The sequence below is a fragment of the Amycolatopsis pigmentata genome (genome assembly GCF_042684065.1).
GTDB lineage: Bacteria > Actinomycetota > Actinomycetes > Mycobacteriales > Pseudonocardiaceae > Amycolatopsis_E > Amycolatopsis_E pigmentata.
Map to the genome: position 1 here is coordinate 1 of NZ_JBHUKR010000020.1, position 25,956 is coordinate 25,956.

Below are 25,956 nucleotides of genomic sequence, written 5' to 3' on the forward strand. Positions count from 1 at the left end.
CATGTTCCACAACGCCCTCACCCTCGAACGCAACCACGGCCTCAACTTCTTCGACCACGTCGCACCCGAAATAGGCGGCCTTGGCGTCTCGATAGCAGGCCCCGAAGGCAACCGCGCCCTGAACTGGATCGCTTCGTGGGACGACGGCCCGGCACAATCGGTCGACCAGCGGGTGAAAATGGCGCTCTGGCTGGAACGCTTCGAGAAATGCGGCGGGAAGGTCGTCATCCACGGTGCGACCACGGCCGATCTCAATGCTCTCGCGGCACTGTACGACCTGGTGATCGTCGCCGCGGGCAAAGGCGAAATCGCCCAGCTCTTCGACCGCGATCCGCAGCGGTCGGTGCACTCGAAACCCTTACGGATGTCGTCCGCCACCTATGTGCACGGCGTGAAATCACGCACCGAACGCCCGGGCGCCACCGACATCTGGATCAACATCGTGCCGGGGGTGGGCACCTTGCTCAACATTCCCGCCTACACCAGGTCCGGCGCCTGCGACATCCTCTATCTCTCCGCTGTCCAAGGCGGCCCCTTCGACGCGTTCCGCGACCGGCCCTCCCCCGCCGAGCAACTGTGCCGGCAACTGGATCTCCTGCGGCAGTACCTTCCGTGGGAATACGAGCGTTGCCGCGACGCCGAACTGACCGACTCCCGTGGCACCCTCGCCGGCGCCGTGACGCCCACGGTGCGCAAACCCGTCGGCCGCCTGCCCTCCGGCGCCTACGTACTCGGCATGGCCGACGTCGTCACGATCAACGACCCCGCGGCCGGTCAGGGTTCCAACAGCGCCGCCAAATGCGCACAGTATTATTTGGACAGTATCCTCGAACGCGGGAGCCGCCCGTTCGATCCGGGTTGGATGCAGGCCACCTTCGAACGGTTCTGGGACTACGCGCGGCACGTCGCGAAGCTCACGACCACCATCGCGTCACAACTGCCGCCGCACGGTCTCGAAGTCCTGTGCGCGGCCCAGACCAACGAAAAGGTGGCCAAGGCCTTCGTCGAGGGTTTCAACCATCCGCCGTCACTCGCGGACTGGCTCTACGAGCCGGAAAAGGCACGCGCCTTCCTGGCCGGCGCCGGAGCCGCACCGGCCCCGGCCGCCTCATCGTCCTGAATCGCTTTTCCGCCGACCTGGCAAAGATTTCTCCTCTTAGCGAAGGAATCCACGGGACGGGCCGGGTCTGGAGGCGGTTGCATGAAACCTGCTGGCCGGTTGAACGGCCGCGTGCCAGCCGCCTGGCCGAGGGTGGTGATCGACGGCTCGGGTGTCCGGCCGATGAAAGCTAGCCCACAACCCGGCCGAACCTGGTCGACCGTGCGCGGCCGCCGCGGCCGTCCACGACGACGACCGGACACGGTGTGCTTGCCGACCGTGCCTACGACCACGACACCTACCGGCAAACAGGTCCACTCGGCCGGCGTCACATCGACACGACATCCACGAAGCATTCCTCCGTCGCTGGTGCGCCATCGCCGACTGACCAACATCAAACTCTGTCAGGCAGTTTTCAGTGCCATCGGCCGTGCCGGTGAATGCTACCCGTACAGCGCGATATACAAATTCCTGCATATTTCGCCGGTCAGCATGGGCAACTCCGCCTCGCTGCAGGTGGCCAGTCTGAAAATTTCTTCGATGCCGTTGAGCGATAGGTGCTCGGCTGCTTCCCGGAGTAAGGGATCGAGTCGCCCGGACTTGCGTTCTTGTCCGCGCCGCGCCGAGCCGGTGCCATCCAGTGTTTCCAGCAGGAGTCCGTTGAAGCGAGATTCGAACCATGTCCGCGTGCACTGTTTCGGGGCTGGGTCCGCACGTGGCTGGGTGATGAGAACATCTACGCACGCTCGCACCGTCGCGGAAAGATCGGCCATCGCGTACGACCAACGGTCGTACACCGGCTCGGTCAGGAAGTTCACCGGCACCAGACGGTGGCCGTCACCCCGCGCATAGGAACGGAATCCGTCCCAGTCGGGCAGAACCACAGGACAGCCGCACGTCATCGCCTCCAGCGGCGACATTCCGAATGTCTCATGATAACTCGTGGCGCAGGAGAGGAAGACATCCGCCGCGCAGTACAGATCCGCCAACTCCGGCGGGGAGAGATTATCCAGGATCTTCACGTCGGCAAGTGCACCCAGGCGGCTCTTGTAATGAACGTCCACGAAACGGACGGCCATGACCAGCTCAACCTCGGGAATGTATCGTCGCACCGAGCGGTACGTCGCGATGAGCGCGCCGATGTTCTTGTCCGGCGCCAATCTCCCCGTGTAAAGCATCAAAGGCGCGCCGGAAAGTCCGAACCTGCTACGTGCGGCATCCTTGTCCCGACGTAGATAGACCGATTCGTCCACACCGTAAGTCGGCATCGGCTCCGACCGCATACCGAACAGTGACTCGTACCGCCGTGCGGTCACCGGCGAACCGGCAACCACAACATCACGAGGACCCCACAAGCCAGACCAGAGCAACGCGTGCACGAAATTCCTGGTCGGGTAGGGGTTCACGTGCGGGATCACGACTACTGGCCCCGAATAACCTTGCCGCCTGAGCTGGAACATCACCGGGGCCGATGAGAGGTTTTCGCAGATGACGCAGTCGACCTCCGAAAGCTCCCCGACGCCCGAGCACGCCGACGCGATGGCCGTCGGCGACTCGCGACCGTACACCCCCGATTCGGGCCAGTCGATGGTCTCCACCGGGTAATTCCGGCAGATCGTACCGAGTTCGCTGCTGTTCTGCGCTATAAGAAGAAGTCGTCTCACGCGCGACCAGTTCCGAGCCCGGCCGGGTGTCCTAGTTTCAACCTGGCTACCTGAGGGTTCTCAATGATCCTCGCGGAGATGTGCTCGATAAGGTTGGCATATCCGCAGCACAGCACCGGGCCACCGCCGCCCAGCCGTGCGGCCACGTACCTATCCTTCGGGCAGCCACCATTGCACACCGACTTCCAGTTGCACGTCAGGTTGCGCAGGTTCGCTTCTTCGGACTTGATCAGCGCCTTTATCCGTGACCCCTCCAGCAAGGTCTTCATGTCGTGTTCGACTATGTTGCCCAAGCGGTAATCCGAGTCCGTCATAAATTCATCACAGTGGTAGAAGTCGCCGTTGAAGTTGATCGCGAAATCCTGCCCAATGCACTGGCCGGCCAGCAGGCAGATCGAATGTTCGCCGCCGAGGAGGACGCGCATGATGGACTCGAAATCCCGAATGTGGACCCCTGGGTCGTCCATCTCGTACCATATATCAAAAATGTCATTGACGAATTCGGAATGACTGCTACTCTCTCGCGGCAGGTGACCCTTACCACCTTTTATCAATACCGGCTTGAGGGAGAGCAGGGCGATGTCTGTCAGTCCATTGTCAAGATAGAAATCGAAGAATTTACGCGCGCCCAGCTTTATCGTTTCTTCGGTCACCACGGCCAGGACACCGAACCGCTGGTTCCGGGCTTTCAGCAGCGAAATACCGCGCATGGCTTTGTGGAACGTGCCGGTCCCATTGCGGAGCACCCGGTTGCTGTCGTGGAGCTCCGCCGGACCATCGAGGCTCACCCCGACCGAAAAGTTCCCATCATCGAAAATGTCGATCCATTCGTCGTTCAGCAGGGTGGCGTTGGTCTGGATCGAGTTGGAGACGAACTGGTTCTCCCGCCGGTAGTGCTCCTGCAACCAGAGGGCCTTCCGGTAAAATTCCTGCCCGAGCAAGAGAGGTTCGCCGCCGTGCCAGATAAATTGCGCGGGCCGTCCGGTTCCCAGAGCTTTGGCGGTCAGGCTGGCCAGCACTTCGAAGGGCATCCGCCGACGCGAGTAAATGTCCGCGTCGCAATAGGAACAGGCCATGTTGCAGGCGCTGCTGGTCTTGACGATCAGGGTAAGTGATGGCTGCCGCAATAATCTGCCCTATCTTTCTGTGCCCTCGCCGTTATTTTCGCCTGATCCGCGGGACCACCATCATTCCCTGAGGTCTATGTCCAGCCGCTTGACGACTTCGAGTTCGTCCGCGGAAAGGCTTACCTTGGCGACCAGGCGTCGGATAACCCTGCTCACCTCGGGAAGTGCCGTGACGACAACCCTTTCCCAGTGATTGATGCGGTCCCAGGACTGGCGCCATTCGTGGCCGAACACCTGTAGTCCCGAATCACTGTACCCTAGTTTCGCTCTCAGAATATCGGTGATCAGAGCCTTGATGATGGCCTCACCGAGGACTCTGGTGGTGGGTTCTTCACCCCCGGTCCGGGTGAGGATTTCGGAAAGCCGTGTGACGTCGACCGTTTCGAGGCTGTAGCCACCAGGTGGCGTAGACGGCAGACTCGGTACGGAGGGAGGATCCGGACCGTGCCGCGGGGCCCTTTCTTCATTCATCTTCTGCGCACCTCCCGTGCGGTTCCAGTGCCTGCTTCGCTGGTGACGAACAGGGGAAGACGCGCTGGCAGAAGACGACAACTTTTCTGCCGCCACGCGACGTCAGGCGTCATTCCTCCAGGTTGATGTCCAGTTGCTTGATGACCTCCAGTTCGTCGGCTGAAAGGCTCACGTTGGCGATCAGCCGGTTCACGACTTTGCTCACCTCAGGAAGGGGCCTGGTGGGAGTGTTTCTGTCCCATCCCCGGCCCCAGCTCGTTTCTCGCCCCCAGCCGTCCTGCCAATATGCTGCCGTAAATCCCAGTTTCGCTCTCAGAATATCGGTGATGAGAGCCTTGATGATGGCCTCACCGAGGACTCTGGTGGTGGGTTCTTCACCCCCGGTCCGGGTGAGGATTTCGGAAAGCCGTGTGACGTCGACCGTTTCGAGGCTGTAGCCACCAGGTGGCGTGGACGGCCCGCTCGGTACGGGGTGAGCGTCCGGATCAGGCTGCGAGGCGGAATCCGGGGCTGTTTCCGCTTCCTCGTTCATGACCGCGAGCGCCCTCCGCCTTTGATTCGAGTGTTTTCTCCTGGATGGTGAACAGCCGACGATCGAGTCCCGTCCGCAGTTTCGCCAAGGATCGCACGCGTCCGTGTGGCCTGGCAAGCCACGTTTACCTTTCGGATGATAACCGAACGTGTATTTGGCGACTGTGACGGCGAGCCGGATGAACCGTTCATCGCGCCCGCTCGCATAATCACCGCGACGTAACCAATGCCGTTTAGAAGTATCGGTTGTGATCCGCGCCGTGCCGATGTGGCGGCTCGTTGTGGGTCAGAATCGGCGGCCAGGCGCAATGGGCCGGGCAAGGCCGCGGCGCTCGGTGATGCCGCCGCTGTTCGTGGCGCAGCGGAATGAAGTCTCGGATCCGCGGCCTTGCCGGTTGCCAGGAAACCTGTCGTGTCTCCGGGGACGATCTGGTGGCGTCCTTTGGACCGCACCCGACAGTATCGTGGAGCGAACCTGGAACCGATGCGCCCCGGGACAGTGACGATACCGCGGATCGCCGAACGGGAACGCGAGGTGCCTGAATCGCGGCAGGCGGACGAGATCCTCAAGATCACCTCGGCGTCTTTCGCCGAGGCAGAGCTCGACCGCAGGCAAATAGCCTCTGACGATTCAACGGATCGGTGGGGGCAATCGTGAGAAAATCACGTCGGCTGCAATCCGTACACAGATCCTCAGGCCGTCAATTCACCTCCGAATAGATGGACGGCCGTATTGCCGCCATACTTCAAGGATGACATCGGGCAAGCGAACCCGTCCTTGTCGTGAGCGGCGACCACACACACCGAACAAGAACGGGAAATTCCCGAAACACGCGGCCGACTACACCAGAGGCTCGACAGGAGTCATTCCGTCGCGGCTGCGCTTTCCACGTAACCGTGGACTTCGGGCAGCACGAACCGGGCGCCGAGCCAGCCGATCAGCGAGAACACCGCCGCGAACAGCGTGGCCAGCGGGACGCCCCAGGCGTCGAACAGCGACGGGAACAAGAAGATCGTGAAGAACAACGGAATCTTCACGAAGAGGTACGCGAATCCCGACGCGGTCGCCTTGTACCGGGTCGGCGCCATCATCGAGGCCACCGTCATCCCGTTGGACGCCGCCCAGTAGTGCCCCCACAGCAGGACCGCCGCCGCGAGCGGGACCACGGCGTTCCAGCCGACGCCGAGGAACAGCGCGGCGGCGCACAGGCCGGCGAAGGCGGTGCCGAACCCCCACATCGACAGCCGTTTGTGGCCGATGCGGGGCAGGATCGCGGGCCCGACGAAACCGCTGATCGTGGCCACGGTGTAGATCGCGGCGGAGAGGAAGTTCGTGTCCCGGATACCGGACACCCCGGCCACCACGAAGATCACCGGAAGGTAGAAGGCGAAGGTGGCGAACTCCGCGCCCTGCATGGCGTTGGAGATCCAGGCGAAGATCGTGGCGCGGCGGCGGGTGTGGTCGGACCACAGGTCGGCCAGGAAGTCCCGGGTCCGCGGGCGGGGCAGGTCGTGGTCGGTGCCGGGCAGCATGTCCAGCGGGTCGCCGAACATCTCCATCGACACCTTCTTGGCCTGCGCGAACCGGCCTCGCTGGATCAGCGAAAGCGGAGTGTCGGGAATGCCCAGCCGTCCCAGCAGCAGGGCCAGCGCGGGCAGCGCGCCCAGGCCGAGCGCGATCCGCCACAGCAACTCGTGGTCCATACCGGAGACGTACATGATGGTGACGACGATGATGGCGAGCACCTCGCCGATGCCGAACATGCCCTGCCACCGGCTGCCCATCACCTCGCGTTTGCTCCGGGGCATCGACTCCATGATGTAGGTGTAGGCGGTGGCGATGTCACTGCCGAGCGGGATGCCCAGCAGGAAACGGACCCCCACCAGCCACCACAGGTTCGGCACGAACGACTGGGCGAGCGCGAGCACCACGAACGCGGCCATGGTGGTGAGGAACACCGGCCGCCGCCCGAACTTGTCCGCGAGCCAGCCGCCGGACAGCGCGCCCACCACGGCGCCCGCCTGCACCGCGGCCGACGTCAGGCCGAGCAGCAGCCAGCCGGGGTTGTACTGCGCCTTGAGGAACACCAGGATGAACGAGATCGAGTAAAGGTCCCAGGCTTCGATGAGGATGGTGGAGATCATCAGCCAGCCGGACCGGCGGCCCGCGCCGGTGCCGTGCGTGCGGAGCACGTGGGCCACCGCGCGATCGGAAAGGTCCTGGAGCTCGGCACGAGCGGACGTCATTGTCGCTCCCAACCTTTGGTAGTTCCCCACAGAACTACTTCGGCGAAAAGATCTCACCGAACGTATTCCGACGGTGGCGGACGCGTCAAGAAACCGGCTGTTCCGTTCCGTCACCACGGCGTGCCCGTCCGTCACCGACGCCCGCGGACCGCTGCCACGCTGTGGCTTCGCCCTGGTCACCGCGCCGGCCGTAACGACCGCGGGTTTCTCGCCGTGTGCAAATCTCACGGTCTCTCAGGTGATTCACGGTTCCGCTGCAGGCGGTTCTCAGCCCGAAGGGGTCTACTGGAAGACATGAGCCACCAGTTCCCGCCGCCCGAGAACCGGCCGTACCCGTGGCCGTACGAGTCTCCCTACTACCCGCCCCCGCCACCACCACGACGGCGGAGCATCGCGGTGCGCCTGATGTACTTCGTGCTGGGCACGATCACCCTGACCGCGCTGGTCGCGACCGTCGTCTTCTTCGTGGGACCCGGTCACGGCGGGCCGAGCCAGTCGCGGGCGTGGTCGCCGTTCAACAGGCCGGGCAGCGGGCAGAGCGCCCCGCAGTCGCTGGACACCCAGTCCGTCGCGGGCAAGGTCAGTCCGGGCCTGGTGGACATCAACACCACACTCGGCTACGCCGGTGGCGAGGCCGCCGGGACGGGCATGGTGCTCACCGGCGACGGCGAAGTGCTGACCAACAACCACGTGGTCGAAGGCGCGACCCGGATCCAGGCGACCGACATCGGCAACGGCCGCACCTACTCCGCCACGGTCATCGGCTACGACCGCTCCGAAGACGTCGCCGTCATCAAACTCCAGGGCGCCTCGGGGCTGCAGACCGTCACCACGGGCGACTCCTCGAAGGTCGCCGTCGGGGACGCCGCGGCCGGCATCGGCAACGCCGGCGGCACCGGGGGCACGCCGAGCGTGGCGGCCGGCACCGTCACCGCGCTCGGCCAGTCGATCACCGCGTCCGACGAATCCAGCGGCAGCTCCGAACAGCTGACCGGGCTGATCCAGGTGAAGGCCGACATCGAGTCCGGTGATTCGGGCGGGCCGCTGGTGAACAGCTCCGGCGAGGTGATCGGCATGGACACCGCCGCCTCCACCGGCTACCAGCTCGGCCCGCGCGGCGGCCAGGGCAGCAGGGGCACCGCGGGCGGGACCGGGTACGCGATCCCGGTCAACCAGGCGCTGGCGATCGCCCACCAGATCGAGAGCGGCAGCGCGTCGGACACCGTGCACATCGGCCGGTCGGCGTTCCTCGGCGTCACGGTGACCGACACGGGGCAGGCCCAGGGCCAAGGGCAAGGCCAGGGACAGGGCGCGGCCGTCCGTCAGCTCGTCCGCGGTGGTCCGGCCGAGGGGGCCGGGCTGTCCCCCGGTGACGTGATCACCGGCATCGACCGCCAGTCCGTCGACTCCGCCACCTCGCTGACGAACGTGATGGACACCCACCACCCCGGGGACCGGATCACGATCACCTGGGTCGACCAGGCTGGCAGCAGCCAGAGCGTCACCACGACGCTGGCCGAAGGCCCGGTCGGATAAAACGGCTCCGTGGCGCGCACTGCGCAAGATTGGAGAAGACATCCGGCGGCGTGGCGACCTAAGTTGGCAATCCGACCGAAAGTAGGCGGAGGCGGTCCGCAACCGAAGCGCTTGCAGACACTCGTTTCCGCCGTGGCTGCCGTCGGATTGACAACCAACGGCGCAGTCCAGGCACGGACGACTTCACCGAGGAGCGAGGATGAGCCGGGTACGGGTGCTGGTCGGGACGCGCAAGGGCGCGTTCGTGCTGACCGCGGACGGCAAGCGCGAGCACTGGGACATCAGCGGACCGCATTTCGCGGGCTGGGAGGTCTACCACATCGCGGGGTCGCCCGCGGAGCCCGACCGGCTCTACGCCTCGCAGTCGACGTCGTGGTTCGGCCAGCTGATCCAGCGCTCGGACGACGGCGGGCAGAACTGGGAGCCGGTCGGCAAGGAGTTCCTCTACGAGGGCACGCCGGGCACCCACCAGTGGTACGACGGCACACCCCATCCCTGGGAATTCGCGCGGGTGTGGCATCTGGAGCCGGCGCCGGACGATCCCGACACCGTCTACGCCGGGGTCGAAGACGCGGCGCTCTTCCGCTCCCGTGACGGCGGCCAGAACTGGCACGAGCTCCCGGGTCTGCGCACGCATCCCTCGGCACCGTCGTGGCAGCCGGGCGCGGGCGGGATGTGCCTGCACACCATCGTGCTCGATCCCGCGAATCCCGGGCGGATGTTCGTGGCCATCTCCGCGGCCGGCGCGTTCCGTACCGACGACGCGGGCGAGAGCTGGCGCCCGATCAACCACGGCCTGAAATCGCAGGGCATTCCGGATCCGGACGCCGAGGTCGGTCACTGCGTCCACCGGCTCGCGATGCATCCCTCCCGGCCGGACGTGCTGTTCATGCAGAAGCACTGGGACGTGATGCGCACCGACGACGCCGGCGAGACGTGGCGGGAGGTGAGCGGTGACCTGCCCACCGACTTCGGTTTCGCCATCGACGTTCACGCCCACGAGCCCGACACCGTCTACGTGGTGCCGATCAAGAGCGACTCCCACCATTTCCCGCTCGACGGAGCACTTCGCGTCTACCGCAGCCGCACCGGCGGCGACGAGTGGGAGCCGCTGACCAAGGGGCTCCCGGAGCGGAACTGCTACGTCAACGTGCTGCGCGACGCGATGGCCGTGGACTCGCTCGACGACTGCGGGATCTACTTCGGTACCACGGGCGGCCAGGTCTACGCCTCGGCCGACGCCGGCGAGAGCTGGGCTCCGATCGTGCGCGACCTGCCGGCCGTGCTGTCGGTGGAGGTCCAGACGCTCCCATGATCCACGTCCACCTGCCCGCCCACCTGAGGACCCTCGCGCGCATCGAGGGAGAGGTGACGCTCCCCGTCGGGGAGCCGGTCACCCAGCGCGCGGTGCTCGACGCGCTCGAAGCGCGCTATCCGGTGCTGCGGGGCACGATCCGTGATCAGGTCACCGGCAAACGCCGCGCCTTCGTCCGGTTCTTCGCCTGCGAAGAGGATCTTTCCCACGAGGAGCCGGATTCCCCGCTGCCCGAAGAAGTCCGCCTCGGCAAGGAGCCGTTCCTGGTCGTGGGCGCGATGGCGGGGGGCTGAACCGGGGGTGCCGCGACGGCGCGCCGGACTGGTGTCCACCGGGGAAGTGCTTGGGGGTGGCACCAGCCCGGCGCGCCGTTGTGCTCGTTCGTCTACCAGGCCGCGAGCACCGATTCGAAGGCCAGTTCGGCCGCCCCGAGCAGCTTGGCGTCCGAGCCGAGCGAGGAGGTCACCACCCGGGCACCGCCGAGTGCCCGGCTCACCAGGCTCCGGTCGCGCACGATCCGTTCGACCTGGGCCACCAGTGCGGGCGGCAGGGCGGCGAACAGGTCCCCGAGCACGACCAGTTGCGGGCACAGCAGGTTCACCACGTTGCCCAGCCCGATGGCCAGCCACTCGGTGAACTCGCCCAGCCGGTCCGTCACCGCCGCGGCGGGCATGTCCTTCAGTTCCGCGACGATCGCACCCACCGGCGAGTTCTCGTCCATGCCGAGCGCCCGGCACAGCGCGCGCTCCCCGACCTCGGTCTCCCAGCAGCCGAAGGAGCCGCACAGGCACGGCAGGCCACCGGGCCGCACGACCATGTGCCCGATCTCGCCGATGTGGTGCCCGCCCGCGCCGCGCAGCGAGACGCCGTTGGAGATCACTCCCCCGCCGACGCCCACGTCGGCGCCGACGTAGACGATGTCGTCCGCGCCCCGCGCCGCGCCGCGCAACTGTTCGGCGATCGCGCCGAGTTCGGCGTCGTTTCCCATGTGGACGGTCACCTCGAGCGCCCGGGAAAGCCAGGCGCCCAGCGGAACGTCACTCCAGTGCAGGTTCGGCGCCTCGTGCACGTAGCCGTCGGCGTGCCGGACCACGCCGGGCACGGACACTCCGACCGCGACCGGGCGCACCGCGAACTCCTCGATCAGCGGCACCGCGGTGTCGACGATCTTGGTGAACACCTCGGCCGGCTCCCGGGTGCCCTCGCGGACGTTCCAGCTGCCCCGGCCGAGGATCTCCCCGCCGATCCCGACCAGGGCCATGGCCGTGCGCTCGACCCGGATGTCCACCGCGAGCACCACCGCCGCCTGTGGCTGTGGCAGGACGAGCAGCGAGGGCCTGCCCGCCCCGCTGCGCTGGGCAGGCACCCGCTCCTCCACCACACCGTCTTCGGCGAGTGAGTCCACCAATGCCTTGATCGTGCTGCGGTTGAGCCCGAGCATGGTGGCGAGCTTGGCACGAGTCGCCGGTCCGTCCACATGCAACCGGCGCAGCAGGGCCGCGCGGTTGTGCCGGCGGACGTCGTCCGGCCGCGTTCCGGCGGTGGAGGGGCTGGACAACCTGCGCTCTTCCCTGCTGTTCTCCCGCGCGTTCAGGTTGTGGCTGAGGCGCGCTTGCGGGACAGCGCGTCCACAGTGGCCGCGACCAACAGGACCAGGCCGGTGACGATGTTCACTGTAGCCGCTTGGTATCCCAAGAGCCCCAGACCATTCTGGACAGTCGCCAGGACGAGACCACCGATCACCGCGTCACGCAGCCGTCCCCGCCCGCCGAAGAGGGAGGTGCCGCCGATCACCGCCGCGCCGACCGCGAACAGCAGCGTGTTGCCGCCACCCGAGTTGCCGTCCACGGCACCGACCTTCGAGGTGTAGACGACCCCGCCGAGCGCCGCGACCGACGAACAGATCACGAACACGCTCATCCGGATCTTGTCCACCTTGACACCCGCGCGCCGCGCCGCTTCCCGGTTGCCGCCGACCGCGTAGACGTGGCGGCCGTAGCGGGTGCGGTCGAGCGCGAACGTGCCCGCCACGAGCAGGACCAGGATGATCGGCACCACGTAGGGGATGCCGCGGAGCGTGACCAGCGCCGGGTTCGCCGCACGGTTGAGCGTGAACAGGTAGGTCGCGATCGCGCCGACCACGAGCACCCCGCCCGCCTTGACCCCGACCAGCACCGTCGGCTGGGCGACCAGGCCGTGGCGCAACCGCGCGAAGTGCCGGTACAGCACGACCGCCGCGTAGCCGCCGCCGAAGAGCACGAACATCACCCAGCTGCCGGCCACGCTGAGGTTGCCGTTGGCGACATCGGACAGCACCTGGTTGTCCCGCACCGGGACGGTGCCGTCGCCGCCGATGAGCTGCAGGATGATGCCGTACCAGGCGATGAACAGGGCCAGGGTCACCACGAACGCCGGGATGCCGATCTTCGACACCAGCGCCCCGGTCAGGCCGCCGATGACCGTGCCGACACAGACCGCGAGCACGATTTCCACCCAGGCGTTGGCGGGGAACCCGGCGAACAGGATCACCGCGGCCACCAGGGACATCACCACGCCCGGCCAGATCCGCAGCAGCGCACACAGGCCCGCGGCGACCACCGCGCCGACGATGAACCCGTAGAACACCACCGGTCCCATCGCGCTGAGCAGGTTGCCGTTCAGCTTGAGATGCAGGGCCATCACCGACGCCGCGACGCCGGAGGCGGTACCGGCGGACAGGTCGATCTCACCCAGCAACAGCACCGGCACGATGCCCATCGCGATGATCGTCTGCCCCGCGCCCTGCGCGAACAGGTTCCCGATGTTGGCGAGGGTGAGGAAGTACTCCGAAAGCGCGGTGAACACGACCACCAGCACGAGGAGGCCCAGCAGCGCGGGCAGCGCGCCGAGTTGGCCGGCCCGGACGCGGCTGAAGTAGTCGCCGATCGCTTCCTTGGCGGACCGGGAGGTGGTGTCGATACCGAAGTCGGAGACGGCGCCGGAGGGCACCTTGAGCGGAGTCTCGGTCATCTCTTGGTCCTCATTTCTCCGCGAGTTTGCGCGCGACCGCGATCGAGCCGCCAGGGTGCTGCGGGCGAATGCCGGTCACGCGGCGTTGAGGGGCACCCTGCCGACCCGATAGCGGGGCTCCGCCATGGCGCGCTCCGTGGTCGCTTCGACAGCCGCGAATTGAGACGATCATGGGTCCTCCTCAGACCGCGACGGTTTCGGGCCGCGCCAAACCGAGATCACCCGAGCGGCCCGCGGTGATGAGTTCGACGATCTGGCTGTTGGTGACGTCCTTGGTGGCCACGTCCGCGGCCAGCCTGCCGAGGTAGAGCGTCGCGATCCGGTCGGCGACCTCGAAGACGTCGTTCATGTTGTGGCTGATCAGCACCACGCCGAGGCCCTGCTCGGCCAGGCGGCGCACGAGGTCGAGCACCTGCCGGGTCTGGGCCACGCCGAGCGCGGCGGTCGGCTCGTCGAGCAGCACCACCTTGCTGTCCCACAACACGGCCTTGGCGATCGCCACGGTCTGCCGCTGACCACCGGAGAGCGACGACACCGGCGTGCGCACCGACTTGACGGTGCGGACCGACAGCGAAGCCAGGGTCTTGCGCGCGGCGAGTTCCATCGACGCCTCGTCGAGCATGCCGTGCTTGCGGCGTTCCCGGCCCAGGAACATGTTCTGCACGATGTCGAGGTTGTCCGCCAGCGCGAGATCCTGGTAGACCACCTCGATGCCGAGCGCGGCCGCGTCCCGCGGGTTGTGGATCTGCACCTCTTCGCCGTTGAACAGGATCTGCCCGGAGTCGGCCGGATAGATCCCCGCGATGCACTTCACCAGCGTCGTCTTGCCGGCGCCGTTGTCACCCACGAGCGCCGTCACCTCGCCCGGCCGCACCGAAAAGTCCACGTCGTGCAGGACGTGGACCGGGCCGAAACTCTTGTTCACGCCTCGCAACGCGAGGACCGGCTCGTTCACTTGCTAGAACCTCCACAGTGGACGGTCCCGGGGCGGGGCCTTCCGGCCCCGCCCCGGCGGGCCACCCGGGCCGCGCCGCCCGGGTGGCCCTGGGGTGTTACTGGATGCCGAGCTGCTTGCAGACGGCGGCGGTGTCGGTGTCGCAGATTTCGCTCGCCTTGATGTAACCGGCGTCCACGACCACCTTGACGTTGTTCTTCGTGATGGACTGCGGCGTCCGGAGCACCGACTTGACCGTGCGGTTGCCCTTCGGGTCCTGCGAGGGGTCCTTCGCGATCGCGTCGGCGCCCGCGGTGTCACCCTTGACCAGGGCGGCGGCGATCTGCGCGGTGGCGTCGGCCTCCTCCTGGATCGGCTTGAACACCGTGGAGTACTGGCTTCCCTGCAGGATCGCCTTGAGCCCGGCGGCGCTCGCGTCCTGCCCGGTCACCGGCACCTGGCCGGCGAGGTGGTTCTTGGCCAGGACCGTGATGATCGCGCCGGCGAGGCCGTCGTTGGCCGCGAGCACGCCGTCGACCTTGCCGCCGTTGCCGGACAACAGCTGCTCGAAGGTCAGGCCGCCCTTCTGGTTGTCCCAGCCGTCGATCTGCTGGCTGGCGACCAGCTTGAGGGCACCGCTGTCGTACAGCGGCTTGACCACCTTTTCCTGCCCGTTGTGGAACAGGGTGGCGTTGTTGTCGGTGGGCGAGCCTTCGATCTCGATGATCTGGCCGCCCGGCTTGTTCGCCATCGCGTCCTTGAGCGCCTGCCCCTGAAGCTCGCCGACCCGCACGTTGTCGAAGCTGACGTAGTAGTCGGCGCTGCCACCGAGGTTGAGCCGGTCGTAGTCGATCACCGGCACGCCCTGCTTCTTGGCCTTGGCCTCGACCGTCGCGCCGACATCCCCGTTCGGCGCGGCGATGATCAGGACCTTCACGCCCTGGGTCAGCATGTTGTCCGCGAACTGGGAGAACTTCTGGTTGTCACCCTGGGCGTTCTCGATGATCGGGTTCAGCCCGGCCTTGGTCAGCGCGGACTGCAGCATCGGTGCGTCGAATCCGGCCCACCGGGCCGAGGTGGCGGTCTCCGGCAGGATGACCCCGACCTTGGGGCCGTTGTTGCTGGAACCCGAACCCTGGCCACTGCCGGCGTTCCCGCTGGAACTGTTCGCCCCGCAGGCGGACAGGCCCAGCACAAGGCTGGTGCCCGCGGCCAGCAGGGCAAGGGTCTTCGTTCGCTTCATTGCGTCCCCTTGGGAAATGTTGTGGTCGGCAACATACGAATGTTGTGGACGACAACATACGACCCTCCCGCGCCAACGGGAAGCCCCTGAAGTTCACGTTCCGGTAACACGCGGGCCCTCACCTCGCCGGACGGCTCCGCTCGGTGATCACTCGGGCACGGTTCGAGACCGGCCGGAAAAGGCTTCCGCTGTGAGACAAACGCCGGCCGCGGGCCGAGTACCAGATGCTTTACTGCCAGTCATGTTCACCACGCGCCCGACCCTGCGCGGCACCTTCGGCATGGCATCCTCGACCCACTGGCTCGCCTCGGCCACCGCGATGGCGGTACTGGAGGACGGCGGCAACGCCTTCGACGCGGCGGTCGCCGCGGGCTTCGTGCTCCACGTGGCGGAACCGCACCTGAACGGCCCTGCCGGAGAGGTCCCGATCATCCTTGCCCCGGCCGGGACGAACCCGCGGGTCCTGTGCGGGCAGGGGCCGGCACCGGCAGGCGCCACGATCGAGCACTACACCTCGCTCGGCCTCGATCTCGTGCCCGCCACGGGCCCGCTCGCCTCCGCCGTGCCAGGGGCGTTCGACGCCTGGATGCTGTTGTTGCGGGACCACGGCACGAAGCGGCTGTCCGAGGTCCTCACCTACGCGATCGGCTACGCCGAGCAAGGCTGTCCGGCCGTGGGGCGGATCGGCGAGACCGTGGAGACCGTGCGCCACCTCTTCGAAACGGAATGGACCACCTCCGCCGAGGTGTACCTGCGCGACGGAAAGGCGCCGGAGGCGGGACGGCTGCTGCGCAACCCCGCCCTCGCCGCCACGTGGAAGCGGCTGATCGCCGAGGCCGAGGCGGCGGGCCCCGGACGCGAAACCCAGATCGATGCCGCTCGCCGGGTGTGGCGAGAGGGCTTCATCGCGGAAGAACTGGCCACGGCGGCTGCAGAGTCCACAATGGACAGTTCCGGCGAACGGCACGCCGGCACGCTCACCGGAGCCGACCTCGCCGCGTTTTCCGCGCACTACGAGCAGCCCGCCACCTACGAATGGAACGGATGGACCGTCGCGAAGGCGGGCCTGTGGAGCCAGGGGCCGGCTTTCCTGCAGCAGCTCGCACTCCTGCCCGACGGCCTGGAGTACGGCTCCCCCGCCTACCTGCACACCCTTGTGGAGAACTCGAAACTCGCCATGGCGGACCGGGAGGCGTGGTACGGCGACAGTGCCGACGTGTCCCTGGACACCCTGCTTTCCCCTGACTACAACGAACACCGCCGCACCCTCGTCGGCGAAGAAGCCTCGCTCGAACTGCGGCCCGGCTCTCCCGACGGCCGCGAACCCCGGTTGAGTGAGCACACTCGCCGGGTGCTCTCCGGCGCGAGTCCCGACGTACCGCCCGGCGCCGGGGAACCCACGGTCGCGATGGACGTCGCGATGAACGGCGTGACCCGGGGCGACACCTGCCATGTCGACGTGGCCGACCGCTGGGGCAACATGATCTCCGCGACGCCGAGCGGCGGATGGCTCCAGTCCAATCCCGTGATCCCCGCGCTCGGGTTCCCGCTCGGCACCCGGCTGCAGATGGTCTGGCTCCAACCGGGCCTGCCGAACTCGCTGGCCCCCGGGAAACGGCCGCGCACCACCCTTTCCCCGTCGCTGGCGCTGCGCGGAGGCGAGGCGGTCATGGCCTTCGGCACCCCTGGCGGCGACCAGCAGGACCAGTGGCAGGTGCACTTCTTCCTCGCGGTGGCGCTGGGCGGTCTCGACCTCCAGGGCGCCATCGACGCGCCGAACTGGCATCAGGACGGCTTCCCCTCCTCGTTCTATCCGCGGCCGATGCACCCCGGCCGGCTGGTGATCGAGTCCAGGATCGGCGAGGACACGATCGGCGAGTTGCGCCGCCGCGGCCATCGCGTGGTGACCGGGGCGCCGTGGTCCGAAGGCCGGCTGTGCGCGGTCGCCCGTGACCCGGAGACCGGCCTGCTGTCCGCGGGAGCCAACCCCCGGGGAATGCAGGGCTACGCCGCGGGCCGCTGAATCCACTCGGGAAATGGCGGTCATCGCCCGCCATTTCCCGCCCGTTTTCCCGTGCACCGCCGCCGCGAATCACGCGCGTGACCGCCCGCGCGGCCGCGCCTTTGCCGGATCGGGCGAAGAAACCGTTTCCGGAACCGGCGAACGAACGCCGGGCCTTGCTCCCCCTGGAGCCACTCCAGGCGGAGCAACAGGACATAACGGGCGGTCACAGGACGATTTCGGTGACTACTCGACAGTAGGAACGCGAAGCGTGAGCGTGCGCTCGCCGTCCGCCGGACACATTCACTTTCCCTTTTTCCGTAATCGACACCGGCGCACCTCGTTTTCACCCGGAAAACGAAATCCTCGCACCGATTCCGGCGAGCGCGTTAGGCTCGCCGCCGGCGGGCTCACTCGAACCCGGTGAATAATCACGTTTCCGGGGAATCACCGTTCCCCAGGGGGAATCTCGCGTTTCAAACGACGGAGCGCGTGAAAAGAATTTCCAGGACAGGGGATCTCATGCACGGACGCAACGCGGCGCTGGTGGCCGCCGCCACGACCGGCGCCGCGATGGCGCTGACCGCCCTCCCGGCCGTCGCCGCCGGTGGCCTGGTAGTCAAGAACGGCAACCCGGACAACCACATCACCGGGTACGCCGACTCGGTGACGCTCACCGATCACACCGTCGGGGTCGGTGTCACCTGGCCTCAGCACCGGCTACGCCGGGGTGGTGCGGGTGCACGCCGCGACCTCGGGCTGTGAGTTCGACGTGACCGGGAACATGCCGGCGCGGTACGACAACACCACCGGCGTGCTGTCGTTCACCTCGAGCGTGCCGCTGCCCCGCGGCATGGCGCCACTGGCGGTGGAGAACGTCAAGGGTTGCTTCGGGGTCATCAAGACGACGGACACGATCACCGTCGAAGCGGACTACCACCTCACCGGCCCGGCCCCGCTCACGATCACCGGCTGATCCGGATCCCCGGCCGGCGGCGAACCGGTGGTCGTGTCCGCCGAACGCGACCACCGGGTGCGTTTTCGTGATGGCGATCCGCTGACGCATTCTCGCTTCACAAGAACAAAACCTGACGACAAGTCAATGACGAGTGGCAGTCCGTGACCACGCGTGTGTGATTAAGGTAACGCCGGACCGGCCGGTCCGGAGATACTTCCGCCGAAACTCGGCCGGATTTCCGCTCCGGCGCGGCGAGTTCAAGAGCACAGGGCCCCTTCGATGGCCCGTGATGAGCCGAAACGCCCACGGTCCACTACGACATTCGGAGCAGTACGCTTCGGTCACATTACGCGACTGTAAGTCGAACGTTGCGGGAAGTCGGCAAGTTCCCCTCACCGTGCCGAGTTCGTTCGGGAAAGTCTTTCGATTCGTTGTGGGTACTTGCTTGCGAAATATGCTCGCCATATGCTTCCGCCCCATGGATACGGCGGCCCTGCGGGCGAGCTGGCACAAGGTCGCCGGGTTCGGCGGCCAGGTCACGCTATTCTTTTATTCCTCGTTGTTCCTGGCCAACCCCGGCACGCGCGAGATGTTTCCGGTATCGATGGCCGGGCAGCGGGACAAGCTCTTCGGCGCGCTCGGTCACGTCGTGTCGAATGTGGACGACCTCGACTCCGCGGTCCCGTTCCTCCAGCAGCTGGGCCGTGATCACCGGAAGTTCTCCGTCCAGGCCGAGCACTACCCGGCAGTGGGCGGGGCTCTCCTGAAGACACTGGAACACTTCCTCGGCGAGGACTGGACACCGGAACTGGCCGCCGACTGGACGGCCGCGTACGGCCTGGTCTCCGAGGTGATGCTGACCGCGGCGAACGAGACCGCCGAGAACACGCCTCCCTGGTGGGAGGCCGAGATCGTGCGGCACGAACGCCGCTCGATCGGGGTCGCGGTCCTCACCGTGCGCCTCGACCGGCCGATGCACTACCTGCCCGGACAGAGTTTCTCCCTCGAAACGCAGATCCGGCCGCGGGTGTGGCGGTACTTCACCCCCGCCAACCCGCCCCGTGACGACGGGCTCATCGAGCTGCACGTCCGGTTGATCGACGGCGGTGCGGTCAGCACGGCACTCGTGCAGGCGGCCGGTGTCGGTGACGTGCTGAAACTCGGCGCACCGGTCGGCACCGGATTGACGCTGGACCACAAACAGGACGTGGTGCTGATGTGCGCCGGCACCGGGCTGGCGCCGTTCAAGGCCCTGCTCGGGCAGATCGCGCAGGAAGGGTTCCAGCGCCGGACGCACCTCTTCCTCGGCGCACGGAGCGGCGTCGAGTTCTACGACCATCTGGCGGTGAAGGCGTTCGACCGCGCGCTGCCCCATCTGACCGTGGTACCGACAGTGCTCGACGACGCGCGCTTCCGCGGCCCCAGAGGCCACCCCACCGAGGTCGCGCTCCGGTACGGCCAATGGCACGACCAGGAGTTCTACCTCTGTGGCTCGCCCACCATGGTGAAGGACGGCATGGATCTGCTGCGCACCGCCGGGATCGGCGAGCACCGGATTCACGTCGAGGACTTCACCAGCCAGGTCGGTCCGGCGTTTCACACGATCGCTTCGTCCCAGAAAGACCTTGGACTATGACACTTGAGGCAGACCGGCCGTTCCGGCGGGTGTTCACGCCTGAGCGTATCCGCAGCATCACTTTCAGCAAGTCGCCGATCGGCCGCCGCGGAGTGGATCCCGGCGAAGTGGAACTGTTCCAGCGCAGGCTCGCCGAGGAACTCGCCGCCTCGGAAGCGGAGAACTCACGCCAGCGCGCCGAGGCCGAACGCCTGCGCGCCGAGGTCGAGCGGCTGCGCGACTGGTACCGCAACAACGGTGAAGCGATCGAACCCAGCAGAGCCGTCCCGCCGCAGGTCGACGTGCAGGCGATCAACCTGCTTTCCGAAGCGCAGCTTCAGGCCGAGGCCTACATCGCGCAGGCGGAAGCGCACTGCCGGCGGGTCACCGTGGAAGCACGGGAGCAGGCGGCGGCCATCCTGGGCGACGCCCAGCGGCGCGCCGAAGTGGCCGCCCAGGAAGCGGCCCAGACCTACCGCCAGCAGGCGGGCCCCGGCTACGCCGCCGAGCTGGAGGAGATGGAGCGCCGCATGGCCTGGCTCCAGGCGTTCTGCCATGCGGTGCAGGTTCAGTTGAAGGCGGCCTCCGACGCCTTCTCGGGTGAGATCGACAAGCTCACCCGCATGCCCGAAAATCCAAGAAAGGGACAGCATGAGCGTTTATGAGCGGATCGGCGGCCAGGAGGCCCTCATCGCGGTGGTCGATGACTTCTACGAGCGGGTCATGGCCGAACCGGATCTCGCGCGGTACTTCGCCGGGTCCCCGATGAACCGGCTGAAGGGCAAGCAGGTGGAGTTCTTCGCCGCCGCGCTCGGTGGCCCCGACCACTACGACGGGCTGTCGATGAAGGACGCCCACCGCGGCCGTGGCATCACCCAGGAAGACTTCGGCAAGGTGGCCAAGCTGCTCGCCGATTCCCTTGCGGACGCGGGTGTCCCCGCCGGCACCGTCGACGAGATCATCGGCGCGATCGCTCCCCTGTCCCAGGACATCGTCGCCACCTCCGTCTAAGGCGCGCCGCACAGGCTTCATAAGAGCACCCGCGCGGGTGAGACAGCCGCCCGAAGGGCGTCCTTTGAGGGTGGCGGTGGGTGACGGGAGGGGGAGGTGCCGCTCGCCCGCGCGGGCCGCCACCGTTCGGAGTTTGCAGACGCCCCGCCGGTCTTTAGGCTCTCGGCATGCCCAACCAGCGCATCTTCGTGAACCTGCCGGTGCGGGACCTGACCAGGGCCAAGGTCTTCTGGTCCGGCCTCGGCTACGTCTTCGACCCGCAGTTCACCGACGAGAACGCGGCCTGCCTGGTCATCAGCGACTCGATCTACGTGATGCTGCTGACCACCGAGTTCTTCGGAAACTTCGCGCCAGGCAAGGAGATCGTCGATGCCAGCCGGGCGGTCGAGGCGATCTTCGCTCTCTCGGCCGAAACCCGGGAGGAGGTCGATGCCCTGGTCGACGGCGCGCTCGCGGCCGGCGCGACCGAGCCTCGGGAGCCGATGGACCACGGCTTCATGTACCAGCGCAGCTTCGACGACCTCGAGGGACACCAGTGGGAGGTCGTCTGGATGGAACCCGGGTGACGCCGGTCAGGAATAGGTCCAGTGACCGAGCCAGGATTCCCGCCACGCGACGGTCAGTTCCCCCAGACCGTCCACATCGGACTGATCCAGCCGCGCCTTCCAGGCTTCCTCCAGCGCCGAACACAGCTTCGCCGTGGGAGGCTGCGCCCCGTCGCCGGAAAATCGCCGCAGCGCCGCCTTGGGCACCGCGAGCTTCGCCTTGCCCCGCACCACGGATCGCTCGGTGGCGCGGCACAGCAGGTACTCGACCGTGGCCGCCTCGTGGCGGGCCGCCCGGAGGGCATCCGTCGAGGGGGGTGGCGGGAGTACCTGGTCCAGCGCCTCGTAGAGGCACCTCAACGGCACGCCCAGCGCGTCGTCGTGCCGCGGGATGCGCCAGGACACCCAGACCGCCAGCATGTCCGCCACCTCCGCCGCCGAAGCCGGCCGGTGCGCGAAGGCGGGTCCGGCGAAGGTCTGGTAGTCACTCGCGAGATCGGGATCGGCCGGCCCCGGACCGGCCGGTTCCGGCCGCACACCCAGGCGGTCGAACAATTCCCGCAGGAGCTTGCGCGGACGGGCGGGCGCGGTGCCTTCTTCGAGCAGTTTGCCCAGGATCCGGTTCAGCCGGTCGACACCGACTCCCTGGATCGAGAGCACCAGATGGCAGAAGGCCACGTCGGCCAGTGTCGTTTCCGCGCAGGACACCACTCCCACCCGCGGATAGCGCTGCAGGAACGAGACGATCGCGTGCGCCGAACCGACCCGGGCCGGACCCGCGCAGGTCACCGGAAGGCAGGTGCCGATCCGGGCACGGGAGGCCAGATCCCCGTTGTAGAGCGGGGAACGCCCGTCACCGGCGTGACAGATCTCGAACCAGTTCCCCGGCCGGTGCCCTGGCCGGGTGTCGGCGATCCAGAGCCCGAAACCGTGCTTCTCGCTCAACTCCCGGAAGCGGTCGGCGAGTTCGAACCGCATCGCGGCCGAGACGTCGCGCAGCGCGATGGCGAACCGGACCGCCAGCGACGCGGGCGGCGAGGGGATTTCCTTGCGGGTGGACAGATCGTGGTTGCGGGTCTTCACCACGATCGGCAACTGGGCCGGGCACTGCAGGGTCAGCAACGGCGCCCCGGCGACGTTCGTCGCGATTTCGGTGATCTCCTTCACCAGGTCGCGGACGGCCAGACCGTGCCACTCCCCCAGTTCGCGCGCGGCCGGATCCACCGCGATCAGCCCGTCGAAGGTCTCCGCCGACTCGTAGATGAACGCCGGATTCGGCCAGGCGGTCCGCCGGAAGCTCCAGCCCTCCTCACTCACCTCGGGCGGCTCGGCGTGCTGCTGGGCGTCAGGACGCTCGATGCCTTCGGCGCCGCCCGCGCGATTCCGGGTCCGCGTGCCGATCACCACTCCGGCGCCGTTCGCCGACGAACACAGAGTCTCCAAGAAGGTCGCGTTCGCGGGATCGGGCTCCATGAGCTCGCGAAGGTAATCCGGGAGGGCGCGTACGTGGCGCACCTCGAAGTCGACCTTGGTCACCGGCTGCCGGGTGATCTCGAACCCGGCCCTGGCCAGATCGGCCATCGTGCGGATCGAGGTTCGCCGGTGCAGCGACGTCATCACCACCACCCCCGGATGAGTCGAAGCGGACGTTGAAGGCCATCGGTTCCCGGCGTTCCCGGGCGCCTTCACCGGCCCACCGCGGCACGCCGATGCGCGACAGCGGAACGGCGGACTCGTGCCACGAACGTTGTCTCAACAACAGTAACGCGGTAAGCAAGGGCACCCCGACCGCGAGCGTCAAGGAAACCTGCACCACCTCACCCGGGCTCTTCGTGGCGATGGTGGCGGCCAGGCCGGCGGCGACGCCGATGCTCAGCTGGCCGAGCGCGCGAGGCAGGGTACCGAGGTAGCCGACCACGGTCCGGCGCGGCGGCAGCGAGAGCCGGGTGTAGAGGAAGCCCGGGACCAGCAGCAGCATGGTGATCACCGACTGGCCGTCCCCTACCTGCGTGAGCGCGTCGGTGGCCTTACGGCCGTACGGCCACGGGCTGCCCACCAGCAGCCAGCCCAGGATGAACGACACCGCGCCGACGCCCAGCGCGTAGAGCATCACGCTGAACGGCCCGGATTTGGTGGAGTCCTTGAGGACCAGCCCCGCTCGCACACGGACCTGCTCGCCGTGCTGGCGCGAGCCGGCAGGCCGCCAGTACGCCCGCGCCTCGTTGTCGGTCACGGCGTTGACCAGCACCAGGTCGTGCCCGAACTGGCGGTCGGCCAGTTCCCAGGCCGCGGCCCGCAGGTTCGGTGCGGTGAACTGCGGGTGGCGCAGCAGCGAGTTGTCCAGCTCGTTGGCGGGTGTCCGCACCGCGTCGCCGGTGGTCGCGGCCGCGGCGAGCCGGTGACAGGCGGGGATGCTCTGCGCGGACAGGCCGGGTCCCGGCTGGCCGGCCTCCCATCTCCGGCGGCGCACCAGATCCGCCAGGCGGCGCAGCGTGGTCTGGGCCTGGAGTTCGAGGATCTTGTGGTCGCCACCTCCGGTCAGCGCCGCGGCTTCCCGGCGCCCGGCCAGCGAACGCAGGTCCGCGGCCAGGCTGTCGACGAGTTCGCGGTCGGCGTCGGTCGACAGGTACATGCGGGCGATCTCGGCTTCCGGCGCGGTGCGGGCGACCAGGTGGTAGGACTTCAGCGTGGCGGGAATGGTGGTCTCGTAGCCGACGAAGTAGCCGTGATGGCCCGACGTCAGCCGCCGCCACTGTTCCTTGAACCACGGACGCGCCTTCGCGTCGACGTGCAGCGGCGTTTCGTAGGTGAGCCGCTGTTCGTCCACGGAGTCGTCGAGTGCGACCACGAGCAGGTACTCACGGACCGCGATGGTGAGCAGTTGCGCGTACTCGACCAACAGGTGCGCGTAGTCGTCGAGCACGCGCAGCGCCATTTCCCGGCATTGACGGCCGTAGCCGGGCACGGTGCCGTCCGCGGACTCCAGGACGAACTCCTCCGCCGGATGGGTTCGTTCGGTGAGCAGGGTCAACAGCGCCTGCTGGACCAGCCAGCGCGGTTCGTGGACCTGGAACAGGAACGTGTTCAGTTCGTGCTTCGCCGACTGCGCGTGCTCGTCCCCGGCCAGGATTCCGCGCAGCAGCCGGTAAAGGCCCGAAGCGATCAGCCGGGACGCCTCGTGCTGGGTCAGCCGCGGAAGCTTGCGGCCCCGGCTGTCGAGGACGTCGACCGGTGACGCGTCGCGCCGGGGCAGCCGCGTCAGCGGCACCCACAGCTGGTGGGTCCGCGCCTTGTCCCGCTCGCCCTGGTCGCGGCCGATCAGGTCACCCAGCGCCGCGGTCGCCTGGCGCTGGCCCTCGTCGAGCAGTCTCAGGCTGACGTCCACTTCGGTCGTGCGGCGCGCGGTGCCGTGTTCGACCACGGTGAGCCGTTCGGTCAGCCGGCGCACATGGTTTAACCGCAGCGACGTGTCGAGCAGGGCGAGGCCGACGGCGGCCCCCTGACGGGAAAGTCGTGGCGGCGCACCGGGAATCGGTACCGTCTCGATCGCATGCCGCAGGCTCTCCATCCCATCCACGACTGTGAGACGTTACCGCGTCGCGCTCAGCAACGGCTGGGACCGAAATACGCCCAGACGGAGTACAGCCGGCCTCTTCACCGAAATGCGTTGCCCGGCCGCGGAGCGCTACCGTCCGAAGAGTGCGGGAGATCGCCGTGTTCAGTGGGAGCGCCCACCCCGGCCTGGCGGCCGCGATCTGCGCTCAGCTGGGGCTCGAACCGCGGTCCGCACGGGTCTCGCGGTTCGCCAACGACTGCCTGGAGGTGCGGCTGCCGGCGAACTGCCGCGAGCGCGACGTCTTCCTGATTCAGCCGATCGTGGCTCCGGTGCAGGAAAACCTCGTCGAGTTGCTGCTGATGTGCGACGCCGCCCGTGGGGCGTCAGCGGCACGGACGACGGTGGTGCTCCCCCACTTCGCCTACGCGCGCTCCGACAAGAAGGACGCGCCCCGGATCTCCATCGCCGCCCGCCTGGTCGCCGACCTGCTGGTCACCGCCGGTGCGGACCGGGTGCTGGCGATGGCCCTGCATTCTCCGCAGGTGCACGGATTCTTCAGCGTCCCCGTGGACCACCTGCACGCGCTGCGCGAGCTGGCCGCCCATTTCCGCCATGGCGACCTGACCAACACCACGGTCGTCGCCCCGGATCTCGGCTACGCCAAGGAGGCCGCCCGGTTCGCGCGCCTGCTCGGCGTGCCGGTGGCCGCCGGGGCGAAGGAACGCTTCCCCGACGACCGGGTGGTGATCAGTTCGGTGATCGGCGACGTCAGCGGGCGCGACGTGATCGTGCTCGACGACGAAATCGCCAAAGGCAGCACGGTGCTCGAACTGCTGGCCAGGCTGCGCGAACGCGGCGCGGCCTCGATCCGGGTCGCCTGCACTCACGGGTTGTTCGCCGGTGACGCGCTCACCCGGATCGGTGACCAGGACGACGTGCTGGAGATCGTGTGCACCGACACCGTGCCGATCCCGCCCGGGCACCGCCACGCCAAGCTGACCGTCCTGTCGGTGGCGCCCGCGCTGGCCGAGGCCATCCGGCGCATCCACAACGGCGAGTCGGTCAGCGCCCTGTTCGACACCTGAGTTTCCGG

23 protein-coding genes are annotated in these 25,956 nt (G+C 67.6%); 12 read left to right on the top strand and 11 right to left on the bottom strand.

The genetic code is table 11. The features are described 5' to 3' along the window. The coding region (locus ACFSXZ_RS29950; protein ID WP_378268685.1) for a styrene monooxygenase/indole monooxygenase family protein at positions 1-1,120 on the top strand (1,120 nt) is incomplete at its 5' end. 422 nt (positions 1,121-1,542) lie between these two features. On the opposite strand, the gene ACFSXZ_RS29955 is transcribed toward ACFSXZ_RS29950, so the two are convergent. From ACFSXZ_RS29955 to ACFSXZ_RS29975, 5 genes are all read right to left on the bottom strand, one after another. After that, complete coding sequence (locus ACFSXZ_RS29955) at positions 1,543-2,697, bottom strand: glycosyltransferase family 4 protein (protein WP_378268687.1); 1,155 nt, start codon at positions 2,695-2,697, stop codon at positions 1,543-1,545. 62 nt (positions 2,698-2,759) lie between these two features. Next, positions 2,760-3,890, bottom strand: a complete 1,131-nt coding sequence (locus tag ACFSXZ_RS29960; RefSeq protein WP_378268689.1) for a radical SAM protein — start codon at positions 3,888-3,890, stop codon at positions 2,760-2,762. A 60-nt stretch (positions 3,891-3,950) separates the two neighbouring features. Then, positions 3,951-4,361, bottom strand: coding sequence for a hypothetical protein (locus ACFSXZ_RS29965; RefSeq protein WP_378268691.1), 411 nt, complete (start codon positions 4,359-4,361; stop codon positions 3,951-3,953). A gap of 109 nt (positions 4,362-4,470) precedes the next feature. Then, entirely contained in the window at positions 4,471-4,893 is a 423-nt protein-coding gene (locus ACFSXZ_RS29970; protein WP_378268692.1) for a hypothetical protein, read from the bottom strand. Positions 4,894-5,756: 863 nt separating this feature from the next. Continuing rightward, positions 5,757-7,139: an MFS transporter gene (locus ACFSXZ_RS29975; protein WP_378268694.1), complete on the bottom strand. Its 1,383-nt coding sequence runs from the start codon at positions 7,137-7,139 to the stop codon at positions 5,757-5,759. A gap of 294 nt (positions 7,140-7,433) precedes the next feature. Here ACFSXZ_RS29975 and ACFSXZ_RS29980 point away from each other — a divergent pair, with 294 nt between their 5' ends. The 3 genes from ACFSXZ_RS29980 (at position 7,434) to ACFSXZ_RS29990 (ending at position 10,283) form a co-directional block, all read left to right on the top strand. Next, complete coding sequence (locus tag ACFSXZ_RS29980) at positions 7,434-8,675, top strand: S1C family serine protease (protein WP_378268695.1); 1,242 nt, start codon at positions 7,434-7,436, stop codon at positions 8,673-8,675. A gap of 199 nt (positions 8,676-8,874) precedes the next feature. Then, positions 8,875-9,990, top strand: a complete 1,116-nt coding sequence (locus tag ACFSXZ_RS29985) for a WD40/YVTN/BNR-like repeat-containing protein (protein WP_378268696.1) — start codon at positions 8,875-8,877, stop codon at positions 9,988-9,990. Next, positions 9,987-10,283, top strand: coding sequence for a MoaD/ThiS family protein (locus ACFSXZ_RS29990; protein ID WP_378268697.1), 297 nt, complete (start codon positions 9,987-9,989; stop codon positions 10,281-10,283). The genes ACFSXZ_RS29985 and ACFSXZ_RS29990 overlap by 4 nt, the downstream gene beginning before the upstream one ends. A 92-nt stretch (positions 10,284-10,375) precedes the next feature. Here the strand turns inward: ACFSXZ_RS29990 and ACFSXZ_RS29995 are convergent, their stop codons facing one another. From ACFSXZ_RS29995 to ACFSXZ_RS30010, 4 genes are all read right to left on the bottom strand, one after another. Beyond that, complete coding sequence (locus ACFSXZ_RS29995; protein ID WP_378268698.1) at positions 10,376-11,548, bottom strand: ROK family protein; 1,173 nt, start codon at positions 11,546-11,548, stop codon at positions 10,376-10,378. A 32-nt stretch (positions 11,549-11,580) separates the two neighbouring features. Beyond that, complete coding sequence (locus ACFSXZ_RS30000) at positions 11,581-12,999, bottom strand: sugar ABC transporter permease (RefSeq protein ID WP_378268700.1); 1,419 nt, start codon at positions 12,997-12,999, stop codon at positions 11,581-11,583. A 181-nt stretch (positions 13,000-13,180) separates the two neighbouring features. Then, positions 13,181-13,954 (bottom strand): ATP-binding cassette domain-containing protein, encoded by a 774-nt coding sequence (locus ACFSXZ_RS30005; RefSeq protein ID WP_378268702.1) that lies wholly within the window; start codon positions 13,952-13,954, stop codon positions 13,181-13,183. 97 nt (positions 13,955-14,051) lie between these two features. Continuing rightward, positions 14,052-15,176 carry a sugar ABC transporter substrate-binding protein gene (locus tag ACFSXZ_RS30010; RefSeq protein WP_378268704.1) on the bottom strand — a complete coding sequence of 375 codons (1,125 nt, stop codon included), beginning with the start codon at positions 15,174-15,176 and terminating at the stop codon, positions 14,052-14,054. Between the two features lie 241 nt (positions 15,177-15,417). Here ACFSXZ_RS30010 and ACFSXZ_RS30015 point away from each other — a divergent pair, with 241 nt between their 5' ends. The 7 genes from ACFSXZ_RS30015 (at position 15,418) to ACFSXZ_RS30045 (ending at position 21,328) form a co-directional block, all read left to right on the top strand. Then, the gene (locus ACFSXZ_RS30015) at positions 15,418-17,199 is read left to right on the top strand and encodes a gamma-glutamyltransferase family protein (RefSeq protein ID WP_378268706.1); all 1,782 of its coding nucleotides are present in this window, start codon (positions 15,418-15,420) and stop codon (positions 17,197-17,199) included. A gap of 501 nt (positions 17,200-17,700) precedes the next feature. Continuing rightward, positions 17,701-17,943, top strand: a complete 243-nt coding sequence (locus ACFSXZ_RS30020) for a hypothetical protein (protein WP_378268708.1) — start codon at positions 17,701-17,703, stop codon at positions 17,941-17,943. Beyond that, positions 17,876-18,154, top strand: a complete 279-nt coding sequence (locus ACFSXZ_RS30025; RefSeq protein ID WP_378268709.1) for a hypothetical protein — start codon at positions 17,876-17,878, stop codon at positions 18,152-18,154. The genes ACFSXZ_RS30020 and ACFSXZ_RS30025 overlap by 68 nt, the downstream gene beginning before the upstream one ends. Positions 18,155-18,614: 460 nt before the next feature. Beyond that, a complete protein-coding gene (locus ACFSXZ_RS30030) occupies positions 18,615-19,772 on the top strand; it encodes a globin domain-containing protein (RefSeq protein ID WP_378268711.1) in 1,158 nt (385 codons plus the stop codon). A gap of 29 nt (positions 19,773-19,801) precedes the next feature. Beyond that, complete coding sequence (locus ACFSXZ_RS30035; RefSeq protein WP_378268713.1) at positions 19,802-20,416, top strand: DivIVA domain-containing protein; 615 nt, start codon at positions 19,802-19,804, stop codon at positions 20,414-20,416. Continuing rightward, on the top strand, positions 20,403-20,762 hold the full coding sequence (locus ACFSXZ_RS30040) for a group I truncated hemoglobin (RefSeq protein WP_378268715.1): 360 nt from the start codon (positions 20,403-20,405) through the stop codon (positions 20,760-20,762). The genes ACFSXZ_RS30035 and ACFSXZ_RS30040 overlap by 14 nt, the downstream gene beginning before the upstream one ends. A gap of 167 nt (positions 20,763-20,929) precedes the next feature. Next, on the top strand, positions 20,930-21,328 hold the full coding sequence (locus tag ACFSXZ_RS30045; protein ID WP_378268716.1) for a VOC family protein: 399 nt from the start codon (positions 20,930-20,932) through the stop codon (positions 21,326-21,328). A gap of 6 nt (positions 21,329-21,334) precedes the next feature. On the opposite strand, the gene ACFSXZ_RS30050 is transcribed toward ACFSXZ_RS30045, so the two are convergent. Together ACFSXZ_RS30050 and ACFSXZ_RS30055 are read right to left on the bottom strand one after the other, a co-directional pair. Continuing rightward, the gene (locus tag ACFSXZ_RS30050) at positions 21,335-22,711 is read right to left on the bottom strand and encodes a hypothetical protein (RefSeq protein ID WP_378268718.1); all 1,377 of its coding nucleotides are present in this window, start codon (positions 22,709-22,711) and stop codon (positions 21,335-21,337) included. Beyond that, a complete protein-coding gene (locus ACFSXZ_RS30055) occupies positions 22,653-24,875 on the bottom strand; it encodes a hypothetical protein (RefSeq protein ID WP_378269089.1) in 2,223 nt (740 codons plus the stop codon). Before ACFSXZ_RS30055 ends, ACFSXZ_RS30050 begins: the two co-directional genes overlap by 59 nt. A 131-nt stretch (positions 24,876-25,006) precedes the next feature. On the opposite strand from ACFSXZ_RS30055, the gene ACFSXZ_RS30060 reads away from it, so the two are divergent. Further along, complete coding sequence (locus ACFSXZ_RS30060) at positions 25,007-25,948, top strand: ribose-phosphate diphosphokinase (protein WP_378268719.1); 942 nt, start codon at positions 25,007-25,009, stop codon at positions 25,946-25,948. The last annotated feature ends 8 nt before the right edge of the window (positions 25,949-25,956 follow it).

Bases quoted from the DNA above. Each gene is read 5' to 3' on its own strand.
- ACFSXZ_RS29975 (WP_378268694.1), bottom strand. From the start codon at position 7,139: ATGACGTCCGCTCGTGCCGAGCTCCAGGACCTTTCCGATCGCGCGGTG.
- ACFSXZ_RS30055 (WP_378269089.1), bottom strand. From the start codon at position 24,875: ATGGAGAGCCTGCGGCATGCGATCGAGACGGTACCGATTCCCGGTGCG.
- ACFSXZ_RS30045 (WP_378268716.1), top strand. From the start codon at position 20,930: ATGCCCAACCAGCGCATCTTCGTGAACCTGCCGGTGCGGGACCTGACC.
- ACFSXZ_RS29990 (WP_378268697.1), top strand. From the start codon at position 9,987: ATGATCCACGTCCACCTGCCCGCCCACCTGAGGACCCTCGCGCGCATC.
- ACFSXZ_RS30000 (WP_378268700.1), bottom strand. From the start codon at position 12,999: ATGACCGAGACTCCGCTCAAGGTGCCCTCCGGCGCCGTCTCCGACTTC.
- ACFSXZ_RS30015 (WP_378268706.1), top strand. From the start codon at position 15,418: ATGTTCACCACGCGCCCGACCCTGCGCGGCACCTTCGGCATGGCATCC.
- ACFSXZ_RS29985 (WP_378268696.1), top strand. From the start codon at position 8,875: ATGAGCCGGGTACGGGTGCTGGTCGGGACGCGCAAGGGCGCGTTCGTG.
- ACFSXZ_RS29980 (WP_378268695.1), top strand. From the start codon at position 7,434: ATGAGCCACCAGTTCCCGCCGCCCGAGAACCGGCCGTACCCGTGGCCG.
- ACFSXZ_RS29970 (WP_378268692.1), bottom strand. From the start codon at position 4,893: ATGAACGAGGAAGCGGAAACAGCCCCGGATTCCGCCTCGCAGCCTGAT.
- ACFSXZ_RS30020 (WP_378268708.1), top strand. From the start codon at position 17,701: ATGCACGGACGCAACGCGGCGCTGGTGGCCGCCGCCACGACCGGCGCC.
- ACFSXZ_RS30030 (WP_378268711.1), top strand. From the start codon at position 18,615: ATGGATACGGCGGCCCTGCGGGCGAGCTGGCACAAGGTCGCCGGGTTC.
- ACFSXZ_RS30010 (WP_378268704.1), bottom strand. From the start codon at position 15,176: ATGAAGCGAACGAAGACCCTTGCCCTGCTGGCCGCGGGCACCAGCCTT.
- ACFSXZ_RS30040 (WP_378268715.1), top strand. From the start codon at position 20,403: ATGAGCGTTTATGAGCGGATCGGCGGCCAGGAGGCCCTCATCGCGGTG.
- ACFSXZ_RS29965 (WP_378268691.1), bottom strand. From the start codon at position 4,361: ATGAATGAAGAAAGGGCCCCGCGGCACGGTCCGGATCCTCCCTCCGTA.